16 protein-coding genes and 1 pseudogene are annotated in these 14,300 nt (G+C 36.4%); 11 read left to right on the plus strand and 6 right to left on the minus strand.

Going from position 1 to position 14,300, the window contains the following annotated elements:
- Nucleotides 1-16 precede the first annotated feature (16 nt).
- Nucleotides 17-782: pseudogene (locus WA249_RS16280) on the minus strand (IS5-like element ISAba31 family transposase).
- A 136-nt stretch (nucleotides 783-918) separates the two neighbouring features.
- On the opposite strand from WA249_RS16280, the gene WA249_RS16285 reads away from it, so the two are divergent.
- Together WA249_RS16285 and WA249_RS16290 are read left to right on the plus strand one after the other, a co-directional pair.
- A complete protein-coding gene (locus WA249_RS16285; protein ID WP_336170242.1) occupies nucleotides 919-1,353 on the plus strand; it encodes a hypothetical protein in 435 nt (144 codons plus the stop codon).
- A gap of 119 nt (nucleotides 1,354-1,472) precedes the next feature.
- Complete coding sequence (locus WA249_RS16290) at nucleotides 1,473-2,456, plus strand: ion transporter (protein WP_016137735.1); 984 nt, start codon at nucleotides 1,473-1,475, stop codon at nucleotides 2,454-2,456.
- A gap of 26 nt (nucleotides 2,457-2,482) precedes the next feature.
- On the opposite strand, the gene WA249_RS16295 is transcribed toward WA249_RS16290, so the two are convergent.
- On the minus strand, nucleotides 2,483-3,682 hold the full coding sequence (locus WA249_RS16295) for an MFS transporter (protein ID WP_336170243.1): 1,200 nt from the start codon (nucleotides 3,680-3,682) through the stop codon (nucleotides 2,483-2,485).
- A 224-nt stretch (nucleotides 3,683-3,906) separates the two neighbouring features.
- Here WA249_RS16295 and WA249_RS16300 point away from each other — a divergent pair, with 224 nt between their 5' ends.
- Entirely contained in the window at nucleotides 3,907-4,335 is a 429-nt protein-coding gene (locus tag WA249_RS16300) for a hypothetical protein (protein ID WP_336170244.1), read from the plus strand.
- A gap of 272 nt (nucleotides 4,336-4,607) precedes the next feature.
- Complete coding sequence (locus WA249_RS16305; protein ID WP_336170245.1) at nucleotides 4,608-5,528, plus strand: LysR family transcriptional regulator; 921 nt, start codon at nucleotides 4,608-4,610, stop codon at nucleotides 5,526-5,528.
- A 61-nt stretch (nucleotides 5,529-5,589) separates the two neighbouring features.
- On the opposite strand, the gene WA249_RS16310 is transcribed toward WA249_RS16305, so the two are convergent.
- Nucleotides 5,590-6,042: a DUF441 domain-containing protein gene (locus WA249_RS16310; RefSeq protein WP_016140600.1), complete on the minus strand. Its 453-nt coding sequence runs from the start codon at nucleotides 6,040-6,042 to the stop codon at nucleotides 5,590-5,592.
- A 251-nt stretch (nucleotides 6,043-6,293) separates the two neighbouring features.
- Here WA249_RS16310 and WA249_RS16315 point away from each other — a divergent pair, with 251 nt between their 5' ends.
- Together WA249_RS16315 and WA249_RS16320 are read left to right on the plus strand one after the other, a co-directional pair.
- A complete protein-coding gene (locus tag WA249_RS16315; protein ID WP_336170247.1) occupies nucleotides 6,294-6,524 on the plus strand; it encodes a hypothetical protein in 231 nt (76 codons plus the stop codon).
- An 89-nt stretch (nucleotides 6,525-6,613) separates the two neighbouring features.
- Complete coding sequence (locus tag WA249_RS16320) at nucleotides 6,614-7,318, plus strand: pseudouridine synthase (RefSeq protein ID WP_336170249.1); 705 nt, start codon at nucleotides 6,614-6,616, stop codon at nucleotides 7,316-7,318.
- Here WA249_RS16320 and WA249_RS16325 read toward each other — a convergent pair.
- The 3 genes from WA249_RS16325 to WA249_RS16335 form a co-directional block, all read right to left on the minus strand.
- Nucleotides 7,311-7,754, minus strand: coding sequence for a GNAT family N-acetyltransferase (locus WA249_RS16325; RefSeq protein ID WP_336170251.1), 444 nt, complete (start codon nucleotides 7,752-7,754; stop codon nucleotides 7,311-7,313). The two genes, WA249_RS16320 and WA249_RS16325, sit on opposite strands and share 8 nt — an antisense overlap.
- 98 nt (nucleotides 7,755-7,852) lie before the next feature.
- The gene (locus tag WA249_RS16330) at nucleotides 7,853-8,161 is read right to left on the minus strand and encodes a type II toxin-antitoxin system RelB/DinJ family antitoxin (RefSeq protein WP_016137742.1); all 309 of its coding nucleotides are present in this window, start codon (nucleotides 8,159-8,161) and stop codon (nucleotides 7,853-7,855) included.
- 110 nt (nucleotides 8,162-8,271) lie between these two features.
- The gene (locus WA249_RS16335) at nucleotides 8,272-9,180 is read right to left on the minus strand and encodes a pseudouridine synthase (protein WP_336170253.1); all 909 of its coding nucleotides are present in this window, start codon (nucleotides 9,178-9,180) and stop codon (nucleotides 8,272-8,274) included.
- Nucleotides 9,181-9,300: 120 nt separating this feature from the next.
- Between WA249_RS16335 and tsaE the strand changes: the two genes are divergently transcribed.
- From tsaE to WA249_RS16360, 5 genes are all read left to right on the plus strand, one after another.
- Nucleotides 9,301-9,774: a tRNA (adenosine(37)-N6)-threonylcarbamoyltransferase complex ATPase subunit type 1 TsaE gene (gene tsaE, locus WA249_RS16340; RefSeq protein ID WP_035366038.1), complete on the plus strand. Its 474-nt coding sequence runs from the start codon at nucleotides 9,301-9,303 to the stop codon at nucleotides 9,772-9,774.
- Nucleotides 9,767-11,716 carry a DNA mismatch repair endonuclease MutL gene (gene mutL / locus WA249_RS16345; protein WP_336170258.1) on the plus strand — a complete coding sequence of 650 codons (1,950 nt, stop codon included), beginning with the start codon at nucleotides 9,767-9,769 and terminating at the stop codon, nucleotides 11,714-11,716. The genes tsaE and mutL overlap by 8 nt, the downstream gene beginning before the upstream one ends.
- Nucleotides 11,717-11,722: 6 nt before the next feature.
- On the plus strand, nucleotides 11,723-12,667 hold the full coding sequence (gene miaA, locus WA249_RS16350) for a tRNA (adenosine(37)-N6)-dimethylallyltransferase MiaA (protein WP_336170260.1): 945 nt from the start codon (nucleotides 11,723-11,725) through the stop codon (nucleotides 12,665-12,667).
- A gap of 93 nt (nucleotides 12,668-12,760) precedes the next feature.
- Nucleotides 12,761-13,285 (plus strand): RNA chaperone Hfq, encoded by a 525-nt coding sequence (hfq, locus tag WA249_RS16355; RefSeq protein ID WP_209831057.1) that lies wholly within the window; start codon nucleotides 12,761-12,763, stop codon nucleotides 13,283-13,285.
- 138 nt (nucleotides 13,286-13,423) lie between these two features.
- Nucleotides 13,424-14,284: a DMT family transporter gene (locus WA249_RS16360; RefSeq protein ID WP_336170263.1), complete on the plus strand. Its 861-nt coding sequence runs from the start codon at nucleotides 13,424-13,426 to the stop codon at nucleotides 14,282-14,284.
- The last annotated feature ends 16 nt before the right edge of the window (nucleotides 14,285-14,300 follow it).

Here is a 14,300-nt window from a genome sequence, read left to right on the forward strand (position 1 = left end):
TAGGGTTTGTTGACATTTACTGTTCATAATTAACCCTATAAAGGTAGCCATAAAAATATACATGCTAAAGCAACAGAACTTTGATAATTTCTTTTGAGCTTGTCATATCGAGTAGCTATTCCTCTAAATTGCTTTAATCTACAAAACATATTTTCAACTAAATGCCTGATTTTATATAAATACCAGTCCATATGGTCATTGTTCGATTGGCTATTTGTTTTCTTTGGTATATTCGCTTTAGTCCCTGTTTTCCTGATCTGTTCACGCAGTGGTTCTGAATCATAGCCTTTATCTGCACATACCACTTTTGTCTCTTTTAAATCTAATGTTGATATTAAATCAGGTGCAACTTTAACATCATGTGTGGTTCCATCGGTAATCATGAAATCAATAGGATTGCCATGTGCATCAACAATCAAATGTATTTTTGAGGAGTTTCCTCCTACACTTTTAGAAATAGATTGATTCGCTATGCCGGCAGAATGTTGATGAGCACGTACATGAGAGCCATCAATAAAAATCCACTCCATATCGGGGCATGAGGCTAGTAATTTGAATAATCTAAGAAACTTACCGCTGCTTGACCAACGATTAAAACGTTTGAAAATAGAGTTTGAATGACCAAAACAGCAAGGAATATCTCGCCACGGACAGCCTGTTCTAATTCTATAGAGAATAGCTTCAATAAAATTGCGTAAATTTGAGTTGTGGTGAATGGATAAATTACGCAGAATAACTTTCAACTTTTGCCAGTGTTGATCTGTCAGCATAGTACGAGGCATAGCGAATAGTAAAATTGGGTTTGGCGATTTGATTTTACTACTTCGCTATTTTTTTAAGCTAAAAGTGTCAACACACCCTAAACGAACTTAAAAATAATTAAAAAAAATATGGGTATTTTATATAGGGAATTTGAGAATGCTAAAGACAATAGTTGAATTTAAATTTGATGATTATCAACTATATGAACAAAAAATACACTCCAACGAAGGAGGAATTTTAGTTCAAAAAACTGAAGACATCGCGCAATATATTTTTAGTATATTGAGAAATAGGTATCATTTAAATGTAGAACTGTATAGTGAAAACTGGGGATGGCAAATTGAAATTCCATTGCCTGAAATAACCATGTATCTTGGAATAAGTGTCTATGAAGAACATAGCAATGGATTCGCAATTTTCATTTCTCCAAATACGCCTATTTTAAGAAAGTTTTTATTTAGAAAAATTGATATTACCCATCATATTATGGTACTGCAAAATTATATAAATATTATCTTAAAATCACATCCAGGCATCTATGATGTGTTGTGGTGGAAAGAAAATGAATTCCGATGTGTAGCGGCGAGCTGAATTGGGAAAAGTGAAAATTTTAAATACCGAAGTGAGTGAAGGAAAATTTACTAAAGACTATATTGGTGAATAGAGAGCGAGAGCTTACTATATCTTCAATATCACGTGGTCAGATCAATATGCAAAATTCAGCTTTGAAGGGATTGCGTAAGTTTTTCTATAATAATCTTCATAATCATGACTACGAAACTACGGTAAGTAGATGTATTAATTATTTTTTAGTTGTTTTAATTGTTGGTAATGTCGCTGCCGTTTTATTAGAAACAGTAAATGATTTGTACACAAGCTATCGTGTTTGGTTCGACTATTTTGAAGTTACTTCAATTGCAATTTTTAGTATTGAGTATTTATTAAGGTTGTGGAGCGTTGCAGATCGAGATACGACGCAATCTGCGTGGAAGATCCGCTTGAACTGGATGAAAAGCGGAGAAGCAATTATTGATTTGATGGCAATTTTACCTGCTTATCTCAATTTCTTTGTACGAATTGATCTTCGTATGCTCAGAATCTTGCGTTTACTTCGCTTATTAAAATTAACACGCTACTTCATTTCACTACAGATATTGTTATGTGTGATTAAACGAGAGAAAGGTTCTTTTCAGGCAGTTATCTTTATTTTAATCATTATGATTATTATGACTGCTTCTGGAATATATGTAGTTGAAAACAAGGCTCAGCCAGAAGCTTTTAGCTCAATACCTAAATCTATGTGGTGGGCTGTGGTTACTTTAACTACAGTGGGTTATGGCGATGTGACCCCAGTCACCAGCCTAGGAAAGTTATTGGGGGCACTCATTACTATTTTGGGTGTTGGTATTGCAGCATTACCAGCAGGTATTTTGGCATCCGGCCTTGCAAATGAACTTAACCAGCGTAATCAAAGATTAGAGCAAGAGTTTCGTGAATTACTTCAAGTACGTGGAATTGATATTTTACATGATGAAGTTGAAATAGAACGAATTCGTCAAAAAGTAGGCCTGCCAAAAGAGCAGGCGCATAACCTGATTGTTCAAATTATGCGAGAAAAAGTATTAGAGCAAGAAGAGTCGGTTAGAGAGAAAAAATGTTATTGCCCACACTGTGGTGGAAAGCTAACTGATTAGAAATAATAAGTTAGCGTTTTCTGTGATTAAATTTTCTTACTGGCTTTTTGTACAGCAAACGCAATCAGTAAAATGATAAGACCACCGAGACTCAAAACAAATCCTACCCAGATTGGCGCGATCCAACCCATTTGGTGACTGAGTACCCATCCTCCTAAAAATGCACCTAATGCATTGGCCATATTAAAGGCAGAGTGGTTCAGTGATGCTGCTAATGTTTGAGCATCGCCTGCAACATCCATTAGGCGGGTTTGCAAAGCTCCGCCTAACCCCATTACGGTGAGACCAATCAAAAATAATGAGGCAATAGCAGTATAGATATTACTCATTAAAAAACTGGCAACAACAAAGGCGATAGCTGAACTAATTAATACACCTACAATCGTTTTGTTTAGGTTTTTATCTGCAAGCCATCCTGCAGCTAAGCCACCAATAACCATACCAGTACCCCAGATAGCTAAAGCGATAGGGACAATTTGGATATCAACTTTTGTATATTCAGTCAAAATGGGTGAAACATAGCTATAAACAGAAAACATGCCTCCAAAACCGATAGCGCCTACCGCTAGTGTTAGCCACATGTTGATATTTTTAAGACCAGCTAACTCTGTTTTTATACTGGCAGTAGCTTGGACTGGAATATTGGGTACAAAAAAGCCAACAGCAATTAAAGTGACGAAAGCAAAGGTTGCTGAAAACTCAAAACCAGCTCTCCAGCCAAAATTTTGGCCTAACCACGTCGCGAGAGGAACGCCAATTACAGTTGCGACTGTAAGACCCATCATCATTTGGGCAACCGCAGAGGCTCTTCTTGATGGGCCAGCGAGTTCTGCTGCAACTAATGCACCAACTCCAAAATATGCTCCGTGTGGTAAACCTGCAATGAAACGTGAGATTAAAACAGTTTCGGGGGTATGAGCTAAAGCGGTAAAGGCATTGGCTACACCATAAAAAAGCATTAAGCCGAGTAATAAAGTTTTTCTCGGAACTTTGGCTCCAAGAATAGCAATGATAGGAGCGCCAATAACTACACCTAATGCGTAGGCACTAATAAAATGGCCAGCTTCAGGTACGGTAATATTTAAGTTATTTGCAATTTCTTGAATCAGTCCCATTGCGACGAATTCAGTGGTTCCAATACAAAAACCACCTACAGCGAGTGAGAAAATTGCTAAAAAGAGTGAATAGTGTTTATGTGTAGAAAGAGGAGATTGCGGGGACGCCATAATAAGTTAAGAGGAAACTCAAAAAAGAGGAGTATAAGGCAAAAGAGATAAAAATAATAAAAACTAAAATATTGAGAATATGTTTGCATATCTTAAGCAAAAAAATTTATCTTTATTTTGAATAATTTATCGAAATTTTTTAATAAATTATATATGATGTGTGCATAATACTTTAGGTATTACAATAGCTTGTATAAATATTTAAAAAATAGAGAATCTAAATCGTGAGAAAATTAAGTTTTGCCTGCCTTATGGGGGTGGTTATGTTATCTATGTCAGGTTGTTCAGTCTTTATGGCGGGTAATCAACCAAGTAAAAAAAATTTAAATGTTTTAAATCCGGGTAGTTCCCGCAATTATGTTATTGCTGAGTTTGGAGCACCTGTACTTTCTGAATATCGTGATGGTACAAGAGTCGAAATTTATAGTTTCCAGCAAGGTTACCCAAAGTGGGCAAAAGTAAGCCGTGCATTTGGACATGGAATAGCAGATGTTGCTTCATTTGGATTATGGGAAGTGTTTGGTACACCTACTGAAGCATATTTTAATGGGAAAGAAACTTCTTACGAAGTGACGTATGGGCAAGATGAGTTAGTAAAGAGTTATAAACTTATTGATTTTGAAAAAACATTCCCTAAAGCAAAAGCACAGTAATCAAATGAAAAGGGCCATTAGGCCTTTTTCTTTGCCTGTATTAAATAGATTTTATAATTTTTATTGGAAGAGGGTACTTAACTTTAAAATTATAAAAATTCATCACATAAAAAATAATAAAATAAAATTCATGTTGAAGTTGGCTAACTAATTTTGTGATAAGATGAATAATATTCATTAGCAAGAATTTATCTAAAGTTGCTCGATTTTTTGAAAAAACAAATATGAGATTAAAACATCTATAGATAAATCTACTTTTCAAGCGTGGACCTATGTTAGAAATTCGTCACCTTAAAACCTTAGTTGCCTTACGTGAACACGGTTCATTGGTTTCGGCAGCAAATGATCTTTGCTTAACACCTTCGGCTATTTCTCATCAGTTAAAAGAATTAGACCATTGGTATGGGGTAGAGGTTGTTAATCGCCGCAGCAGGCCTGTTAGTTTTTCTAATGTCGGGCAGCGCTTACTTAAGTTAGCCGATGATGTTTTGCCACAAATTCAGATTACACATAGTGATATCACACGTATTGTGCATGGACAGACTGGCAGAATTATTTTTTCATCGGAATGCCACAGTTGTTTTGATTGGCTAATGCCTTTATTAAATCAGTATCGTCAGCAATATCCAGATGTTGATTTAGACTTTGCTTCAGGTTTTGAGGCCAATCCGCATGAACTTTTACAAAATGCTGAATTTGATTTGCTAATTACAGCAGACCCGATTGCATTAAAAGGAATTGAGTATTTTCCGATTTTTGAATATGAATCACGTTTGGTCTTATCCAACACTCATCCTTTAGTTCGGGCTGAAAATATTACAGTTCAAGAGTTAGCGGAAGAGGTTTTAATTACTTATCCGGTTGATAAGCACCGTTTAGATATTATGTCGAAACTTTTTATTCCTGCGAATATTCAGCCTAAACAAATACGAACAACAGATTTAACCCAAATGCTTATTCAACTTGTTGCAAGTGGACGAGGTATTGCTGCTTTACCTGATTGGGTCGTAAATGAATATGAACAAAAGGGTTGGGTTGCAAGCCGCCGTTTAGATTGTGTTTCTCCTACAGGTTTAAGACGAACTTTATATGCGGGTTATCGAACTGAAGAAAAAGAGAAAAGTTATTTTGAAGGATTTTTAAAGCAGTTAGAAAAGTTCTCTTTAAAACGAAACGCTTATTATTCGGGCTAAAAATAAAAATTTAGCCTAAGTGTTAAAAGGTGCTTAATTGCACCTTTTTTATATCAACTTCTTATTTACCAATAAATAAAGAGAGTAAGCCTGCTGCAATCAGAGGACCGACAGGAACACCACGTAGTAAAGCAACACCAGCAACCGTACCAATCAGTAAGCCTGCAACTACATCAGGTTGGCTCGACATCAGTTTCACACCGCGGCCGCCAAGCCATGCGACTAACAGGCCAATTGCAATAGCCACAAGTGATTTAACACTAATAAATGACTTTAAAATACTCTCCCCACTGAGCTTTCCACTGGCAATTGGAGTAAGTACGCCAATCGTTAAAATAAGAATTCCTAAATTAAGACCGTGAGCTTGAATATAGGGGAAAAACTCATTTAATGGCGTAATTTTAACGACTATAAGCACACCCGCTGCGATGGTTACAGCTGCATTTTGACTTAATAAGCCGCAGATCAACAGAACGAGTAGAACAACTAAATTAACATCAAATTGGGCAAGCATGGGGAGTGCGGAGGAAGTAAATAAATGGAATTGTATAATATTTAAGACACGTAATGTGAACGCTTTAAAAGATATAGCCGATTTCAGATCTTATTTTTAAGAATAAATGATTGTATATCTCTCAATCCTAAAGAGTTTTAATTTCTGGTTACGCTTGGAAACAATGTTATATAAATTAACAAGTTAAAAGTTTTAGTTTTTAAAAATTGTGATATAAAAATAGTCATTACTCATGAGTACAGGAAAGATTTATGGACATTATAGATATCAAAATCAAAGATCAGTTTGACCAGATTCATGATGCAAAAGCACAACTAAAGAAAAATTTAGTGGAACATGAAAATGAATCATTAAAGCTGAGCCAACGTATTGAGCATATTATTGTTGATAATGAAATTATTTTACCCACTACAGAATTGTTATTTGAAAGTAAGCAGAATGAAAATATTTATCGAGTAGTCGAAGAATCGAGTGTGAGTTGAATGAAGTAAATGCAAAGAGCTGCTCGTAGTGTTTAGTAAAAAGTGGAAACTACGTTAAAATAACAGCTTAGTTCTAATGAGAAAACTTCATGCTGCTGGAAAAAATTTTACAATCACAAGGGTTTGGTTCACGTAAATATTGTCAGCAGTTAATAAAAAACGGATCTGTAAGTATTGATGGGGAGGTTGCAGATGATCTTAAAAAGCAATTTTCTCCTGAAAATTTAGAGTTTTCTCTTTTTGGGCAAACTTATCAATATCGAGAAAAGGTTTATATTGCTTTAAAAAAGCCAAAAGGTTTTGAATGTTCACATCAGCCCCACCATCATCAAAGCGTATTTAGCCTTTTACCAGAAATCATGATTCAACGTAGTGTGCAAGCTATTGGCCGTTTAGATCAAGATACAACAGGCTTACTTTTACTTACTGATGACGGTAAATATCTTCAAGCTTTAACTCATCCCCGTAAACATGTTCCAAAGGTTTATCATGTTACGACCATCGATCCTGTCACGCCTGAGCAAATTGAAATGTTAGGTCAAGGTGTGAGCTTGCATCAAGAAAAAGGTGTTTTTGCTGCAACGGATGTAGAGATATTAGAAACTCATCAATTAACTATGACGATTCATCAAGGTGTCTATCATCAAGTAAAAAGAATGATTGCAGCTGTAGGAAATAAGGTAGAAGCCTTGCATCGCCATCAAGTAGGGCAATTGGTTTTACCCGAAATTGCTGAGGGAGAATGGATTTATTTATCTGAAGAGCAAAAACATCTCGCTCAAAATCTTACTTAAGAAAGCAATGGAAAGTTTGGAACTCACTATCTCGAATGAATCCCATTTTTTCATATAAGCGATGAGATTCATGGTTGTTGCCTTGAGTTTCCAAACTAATCCGCAAAGCATTCTCTTGTTTTGCAAATAAGATTGCTGTATCGATTAGCTGTTTAGCCGAACCCTGACGACGGAAAACGGGCGTAACATATACATCATCTAAGATATAGTAAGTTGAGCAAGCAACTGAAGAAAAACCTAAATAGAGTAAAATAAAACCCGTGATTTTATCGTCCTTAATATGAATGAAGAACACACTTTCTCTATTCTCAAAACGCTGTTTGAGAAAGTGAAATGATTCATTAAAATTAGAAGAGGCCCCATAAAATTGGCGATATTCATCAAATAAAACGGCGAGTTGCTCTAAATCTTCAAAAGTCGCTCGTCTAACGATCATTTGGTGCTCCTTGTAATTTATCATTATGTTTTTACAAAGAGAGCATAACGAAAAAAAGAGCTTTTTGACGTTAAAACTTGTTTATAAATGCAACAGTGTTAAATTTTGTCGCTTTCACCAAGAAGAGCATTTAATTCTTCAAATAAATCTTCATGGTCATCATCTTCAGCTAACGTTGATGGATTTTGGTTCAATGAAGATGCTTTGGCTTTTCTCAGCTTTAATAATTGTTCCATATTGATCGTCTGATTTTCGATCGCAAACGGAATAGATTTAGTTAATACGACCTGTTTAAAAAAAAGTCGTACCGCTTGGGCAGGGGTAATTCCCAATTGTTTAAAAACAGCGAAAGCCTGCTTTTTCTCTTGGGAGTCAAGTCGAACCTGATAAACTTCTGTTTTTCGCATGAATAATAAAACCAAATGATTTTAATTTTTAGGAATTTATTTTAAACCATCGCAATGTAATTTCAATGCTTTTTGGCATAAAAAATAATCTTTTTGTAATTACGGTTACATTACAATGTCAATTCAAACTCAGATTTAAAAGACATTCCCTCTTTTGTTAGTGGATCTATAAATGAAATATGCTTAGCTAGAAGCTGCAAGGGCTCTGAGAAATCATCTTCAGCCTTGTGCTGAACTATTGGATAAAACGGATCATTTTTAATCGGAATTTCTAAATAACTAAGATGTACACGAAGTTGATGTTGCTTACCTGTTGTCGGTGTTAAACGATATTTTGCCCAAGTCTGGTTGTGTTCGATAAGCTCAATATAGGTTTGGGTATTTGCTTTAGCATTTGCCACAACTTGCATGGTGTAAAAAGGAGTACCTTTATCTAAATGCAAATGTAATGTTTGGGGAAGGTTTAATTCTTTTTTATAAGGTGCGATAGCGTGATAAATTTTATTGACTTGACGCTCTGCAAATAACTGTTGGTAAGCACCACGTGATTCAACCCGTTTGCAAAATAGAACAACGCCAGCAGTTTCACGGTCTAATCGATGTATGGGCGTTAAATATTCATTACCCGTTTGTTTTTTTAATCGGACTAAAAGCGTTTCTTGAACATATTGTCCAGTTGGGCTAATCGTTAAAAAATGAGGTTTATCGACTACAAGTAAGTCATCATTTTCAAATAAAATTCGATGTTCGAAAGGAACATGTGGTTCATAGGCCAGAAATCGATAATAAAAAATATGTGTATTACTTTGATATGGACTATCTAATGTTAATTTTTGTCCATTTGCTCCATAAATAAGCCCATCCTGAAAGCGTTGTTGCCACTCTTGTACTTTAATATGTTGGAAATGTTGGCGTAGATACTCATAAATAGTTTGAGTATTTGTTTGTGCAGGAAGATAGACCTGGCTTGCGCTCACACCATCAATCATGGGTGGCAAAAATTCGTTCGGACTAGACATAAAAAAGTGTAAATATGTAAGAAAATTGATATAAAAAAAGCCAACTTCTAGGGCTTGAGTAGGCTTTTAAGGCAGGGCAATGTTATCATATCGATTATTTCGAATCATGTTATGTGTGCTATGTCGTATTCATTGAAATTGGTCTTAAATCATGAAGAAGATACTGAGCGTTTAGCTCAAGCTTTGGCGCAGCATGTTCAGTCGGGTGTGATTTATTTAATTGGAGATTTAGGTGCGGGTAAAACCACACTTACGCGCTATTTCTTACATGCTTTGGGTCACAAAGGCTCTGTTAAAAGCCCAACCTATACACTCGTTGAGCCATATAAAATTAATGATAAAGAAATTTTTCATTTTGACTTATATCGTTTGAATGACCCTTATGAACTTGAATTAATGGGAATCCGTGATTATTTAGATATCACAGACGCATTATTTTTATTTGAATGGCCATCAAAAGGTGGCGATGAAATTCCAGAGGCCGATATCATTATTGATATTCAAAAGTCAGATGATGAGTTGAGCCGTTTGGTAACCCTAACTTTACCTACAGAACATTTGTATCAGACTTTGCAGGAACAGCTTCATGACTGATGAAAAGCTAACACAACGTCGTATCCATACATTAGACGCAGCGTTAGCCAACCAGATTGCTGCTGGTGAGGTGATTGAGCGTCCTTCATCTGCTGTTAAAGAATTATTAGAAAATTCTATCGATGCCGGTGCAACTGAACTCATTGTGCGGATTGCTCAAGGTGGTTCGACCCTAATCGAAATTATTGATAATGGGCATGGCATTCATTCTGAAGATTTAGCATTAGCGGTCATGCGTCATGCCACAAGTAAAATTAAAACGGCAGAAGATTTACATGCCATTGTAAGTCTAGGGTTTCGCGGGGAGGCACTTGCTTCGATTGCCGCTGTTTCAAGATTGACATTGACCAGTAGTCAGGATGAAAGTGGGATCGGCCATCAGGTTGAAGTCAATGGTACGGCCTTTGACCATCAAGAAGTACAAGCTGTTGCTGCTCAAAAGGGCACCCATATACGTGTTCAGGACTTATTTTTTAATGTTCCTGCCCGTCGTAAATTCTTAAAAAAGCCAACCACTGAATTTGGTCATATTGAAGAGATTGTTCGTCGTCTGGCTTTAACACATTTTGATATACGTTTTGTGCTTGAGCATAATGATAATATTAGAATTAATTTACCTATAGCGGACAGCGGAGAACTACGCTTTCAGCGAGTACAGCAATTATTAGGTTCACAATTCGTACAAAATGCATATTGGATGGATGCCGAAAGTATTAGCATGCGTTTATCTGGTTGGCTTGGTCATCCTTCAGATGCACGTGCGCAGGCTGATATGCAATATGTCTATGTAAATGGGCGTATTGTCAAAGATAAAACGATTTCGCATGCATTACGCATGGCATATGACGGTATTTTACATGGTCATCAACATTCATCTTATCTACTTTTCTTAGAAGTCGATCCTGAAAATATTGATGTCAATGTTCATCCTACAAAACATGAAATTCGGTTTTTAAATCAGAGAGAAGTGCATGAGTTTGTAAGACATTATGCAAAAGAAACTCTGGCACAATTTCAGACAGCGAGCGCTGATTTAGCTCAAGCGATGAAAGTAGATGAAAACTCAGATTATTCAGTACAATCGCAGCCGAAATATCAAGAACAATTTTCATTGCACAGAGCAAATGAAACTTTGAATCCAGATAGTGAAGCACAAACTCAGCATGCACCAACAGAGTTGTTAACTGATTTTAATGCTAGTCGCCCGCAAGCTATTCACTATGCAGATCAAACACCAAAATATAATGGTTCACCTCAGTTAAATAATGCGTTAAAGACATACTTAGCGCCTCTACGTGACCAACCTGCTACTTTTTCAGTAAATGAAAATATTGAACCAGTAACTAAAGTTGATGAGTTTCCTTTAGGTATCGCAATTGCTCAACTTCATGGAATTTATGTTTTAGCGCAAAATACAGAAGGGCTAATTATTGTTGATATGCATGCAGCGCATGAGCGTATTTTATTACAGCAAATGAAAAATGCTTGGGATAAGCCAGAATTTTGGACGTCTCAGCAGTTACTTATTCCTAAAGTCATTTCTATTAGTCGTATGCAGGCAGTGAGGGTAGAGGAGCTAAAACCTCAACTTGAGCGTTTAGGGCTTGAAATTGATTTGTATGGGGATGAGCAAGTTATTGTTCGCGGTGTGCCTGCCATATTACAAAAAGCTGACTTTGAAAATCTTATTCCTGAACTTTTAAATGATTTAGACCCTAATGATGAAGCACAAGGGTTACTTCAAAAAAGAGATGAGTTATTAGCTGGAATGGCATGCCATGGGGCAGTGCGTGCACATCGACAACTCAGTCTTTCAGAAATGAATGCTTTACTTCGCCAAATGGAACAAACTGAATTTGCGAGCCAATGTAACCATGGAAGGCCAACTTGGCGTGCATTTCCATTATCTCAATTAGATAAATTATTTGCTCGAGGAGAGTAGTTTTACATGTCAAATCAATTGCCCGTCATCAATTTAATGGGACCAACTGCGAGCGGGAAAACCGCTTTGGCATGTGAATTATACGAGCGTGGAAATTTTGAGCTGATTTCTGTTGATTCTGCACTCGTTTACCAAGATATGGATATCGGCACGGCTAAACCAACTCGTGAAGAGCAAGCGCTCTATCCTCATCATCTGATTGATATTATTACGCCTCTTGAAGTTTATTCAGCTGCTCAGTTTGTTGAAGATGCATCTAAGTTAATTGATGATATGCACTCACGTGGTAAGACTCCTATTTTGGTAGGAGGTACGATGTTGTACTTTAAGGCATTATTAGAAGGTTTGTCTGGTAATTTGCCGAGTGCTGATGCCCAAGTTCGCGCAGCAATTGAAGAAAAAGGTTTAAATGAAGGATGGCAGGCCGTTTATGATGAGTTGGTTTCTGTAGATCCTGCTGCGGCTATAAAATTTAATGTGACTGATAAGCAAAGGATTATTAGAGCATTAGAAGTTTATAAGATTACGGGTAAACCAATTACGAAATTGCAGGCAGAACAACCCAAAAACGTACCATATCGATACATATTTCATAATTATGCTTTACTTCCAGATCGGGTAGAATTACATCAACGCATTGAGCAAAGATTAAGCAAAATGTGGGATATCGGTTTTTTGAGTGAAGTTGAAGCTCTAATTGAAAAATACGATTTAGATGAAAATTTACCCTCGATGCGCTCAGTGGGTTATCGACAAGCACTAGAATTTCTATTAAAAAGTGACTTAAGTCTCAAAAGTAAACGTGAAATGGAGGATAAAGCTTTATTTGCAACACGACAACTTGCCAAACGTCAATATACGTGGTTACGTTCTTTGCAAGAAATACACGATTTTAAAACTTACTTGACGATAAAGCAGGCGAAAGAAGACTTGCGAAACTCTTATGGATAAAGCAAAATTTGCACACTGTCTTTTTATAATTTTTAGTTGAAAAATAAAGATAGTTTTTTTGCGCTGATTTAAAATTTTTTTTTGGAGTTAAAAATGTCTAAAGGTCAAACTTTACAAGATCCGTTCTTAAATTCTCTCCGTAAAGAACGTATCCCTGTTTCTATTTTCCTTGTTAACGGTATTAAATTACAGGGTCATATTGAATCATTTGACCAATATGTTGTTTTATTAAAAAATACTGTAAGTCAAATGGTTTACAAACACGCGATTTCAACTGTTGTTCCAGCACGTAACCCACGCCCAGCAGGCGCACAAGGTACAGGCTTCCCAGCACAAGGCGGTACACAAGGTGGCTTTGGTGGTCAACCTACTGGTGGCTTCGGTGGCGGTCAAGGCGGTGGCTTTGGTGGTGCTCAAGGTGGCTTCGGTGGCGCTCAAGGCGGCTTCGGTGGTCAAGGCGGCTTTGGCGGTGGTCAAGGTGGCGGCTTCGGCGGTCAAGGTGGCTTCGGTGGTCAAGGCGGTGGTTTCGGTGGTCAAGGCGGCTTCGGTGGTCATCAAGGTGGTTTTGACAACGACACTAAATTTGAAGATGGTCAAGAAGACGAAAATAATCGTTAATTGAAATCTAAAAAAAACCAGTCAGATAATGACTGGTTTTTTTATGCTTATTTAAAAGTTAATTCAAAATATTTAATTCATCGAAGTTAATGATTTGACCATGATGAATAATATATTAAATAAATAGAGTTCTAATCGATGCTATTAATATTGGCTGCTGCTTTAAGCAGTGTTTTGGTGTCCATCCTATTAAAAAACTTCAAGAAAAAAGGTTACCAACCGCTACAAATGATTGCATGGAACTATGCAAGTGCAAGTTTTTTTTGCTTTTGGTGGTTTCAGCCTGATATTCAACATATTTCAATACAAAAAACGCCTTGGTGGTTAATTGTTGCATTAGGATTGATTTTGCCTAGTATTTTTCTGTGTTTAGCTAAATCATTAGAATATGCAGGAATTGTTAAAACTGAGGTTGCACAACGACTTTCTGTCGTACTTTCTTTACTTGCAGCTTATTTGATTTTTAATGAGCAATTTAATGCATTAAAGCTGTGGGGAATAGGTCTAGGAGTTTTTGCAGTCTTACTCGTCTTATTTGGACAAATGAATACTTCTTCGAATCATCAATCTCGAAAAGCAATTGTTGCTCTATTAAGTGTTTGGTGTGGATATGCCGCGGTAGACATTCTCTTAAAATATACGAGTAGTTTAGGTCTTCAATTTACACTCACGTTGAATCTTATTTTTATTGCAGCTTTTATATTCTCAATTTCATATTTATTGGTGCAGAAAACCCAAAAGTGGCAGCTTAAAAGTGCTATAGCTGGATTAATATTAGGTGTGCTTAATTTTTCAAATATTGCTTTATATGTGAAGGCTCATATTCTTTTAAAGGATTCACCTGCAATTGTTTTTGCAAGTATGAATATTCTCGTTGTGTTATTAGGAATTGCAAGTGGCGTTATTTTATATAAAGAAAAATTAAAGTGGCCCACCACTTTGGGTATTTTATTGGGAATCAGTGGCGTACTTTGTTTAGCTAGGGCAATGAGTTTATAGTTCAAGAGAGTTCAAT

This window comes from Acinetobacter sp. 161(2023) (assembly GCF_037027805.1).
Taxonomy (GTDB): domain Bacteria; phylum Pseudomonadota; class Gammaproteobacteria; order Pseudomonadales; family Moraxellaceae; genus Acinetobacter.

Excerpts from the sequence above, each read along its gene's own strand:
- miaA (WP_336170260.1), top strand. The coding sequence starts at position 11,723 with ATGTCAAATCAATTGCCCGTCATCAATTTAATGGGACCAACTGCGAGC.
- mutL (WP_336170258.1), top strand. The coding sequence starts at position 9,767 with ATGACTGATGAAAAGCTAACACAACGTCGTATCCATACATTAGACGCA.
- WA249_RS16290 (WP_016137735.1), top strand. The coding sequence starts at position 1,473 with ATGCAAAATTCAGCTTTGAAGGGATTGCGTAAGTTTTTCTATAATAAT.
- hfq (WP_209831057.1), top strand. The coding sequence starts at position 12,761 with ATGTCTAAAGGTCAAACTTTACAAGATCCGTTCTTAAATTCTCTCCGT.
- WA249_RS16325 (WP_336170251.1), bottom strand. The coding sequence starts at position 7,754 with ATGATCGTTAGACGAGCGACTTTTGAAGATTTAGAGCAACTCGCCGTT.
- tsaE (WP_035366038.1), top strand. The coding sequence starts at position 9,301 with ATGTCGTATTCATTGAAATTGGTCTTAAATCATGAAGAAGATACTGAG.
- WA249_RS16295 (WP_336170243.1), bottom strand. The coding sequence starts at position 3,682 with ATGGCGTCCCCGCAATCTCCTCTTTCTACACATAAACACTATTCACTC.
- WA249_RS16330 (WP_016137742.1), bottom strand. The coding sequence starts at position 8,161 with ATGCGAAAAACAGAAGTTTATCAGGTTCGACTTGACTCCCAAGAGAAA.
- WA249_RS16310 (WP_016140600.1), bottom strand. The coding sequence starts at position 6,042 with ATGCTTGCCCAATTTGATGTTAATTTAGTTGTTCTACTCGTTCTGTTG.
- WA249_RS16305 (WP_336170245.1), top strand. The coding sequence starts at position 4,608 with ATGTTAGAAATTCGTCACCTTAAAACCTTAGTTGCCTTACGTGAACAC.
- WA249_RS16285 (WP_336170242.1), top strand. The coding sequence starts at position 919 with ATGCTAAAGACAATAGTTGAATTTAAATTTGATGATTATCAACTATAT.
- WA249_RS16335 (WP_336170253.1), bottom strand. The coding sequence starts at position 9,180 with ATGTCTAGTCCGAACGAATTTTTGCCACCCATGATTGATGGTGTGAGC.
- WA249_RS16320 (WP_336170249.1), top strand. The coding sequence starts at position 6,614 with ATGCTGCTGGAAAAAATTTTACAATCACAAGGGTTTGGTTCACGTAAA.
- WA249_RS16315 (WP_336170247.1), top strand. The coding sequence starts at position 6,294 with ATGGACATTATAGATATCAAAATCAAAGATCAGTTTGACCAGATTCAT.
- WA249_RS16360 (WP_336170263.1), top strand. The coding sequence starts at position 13,424 with ATGCTATTAATATTGGCTGCTGCTTTAAGCAGTGTTTTGGTGTCCATC.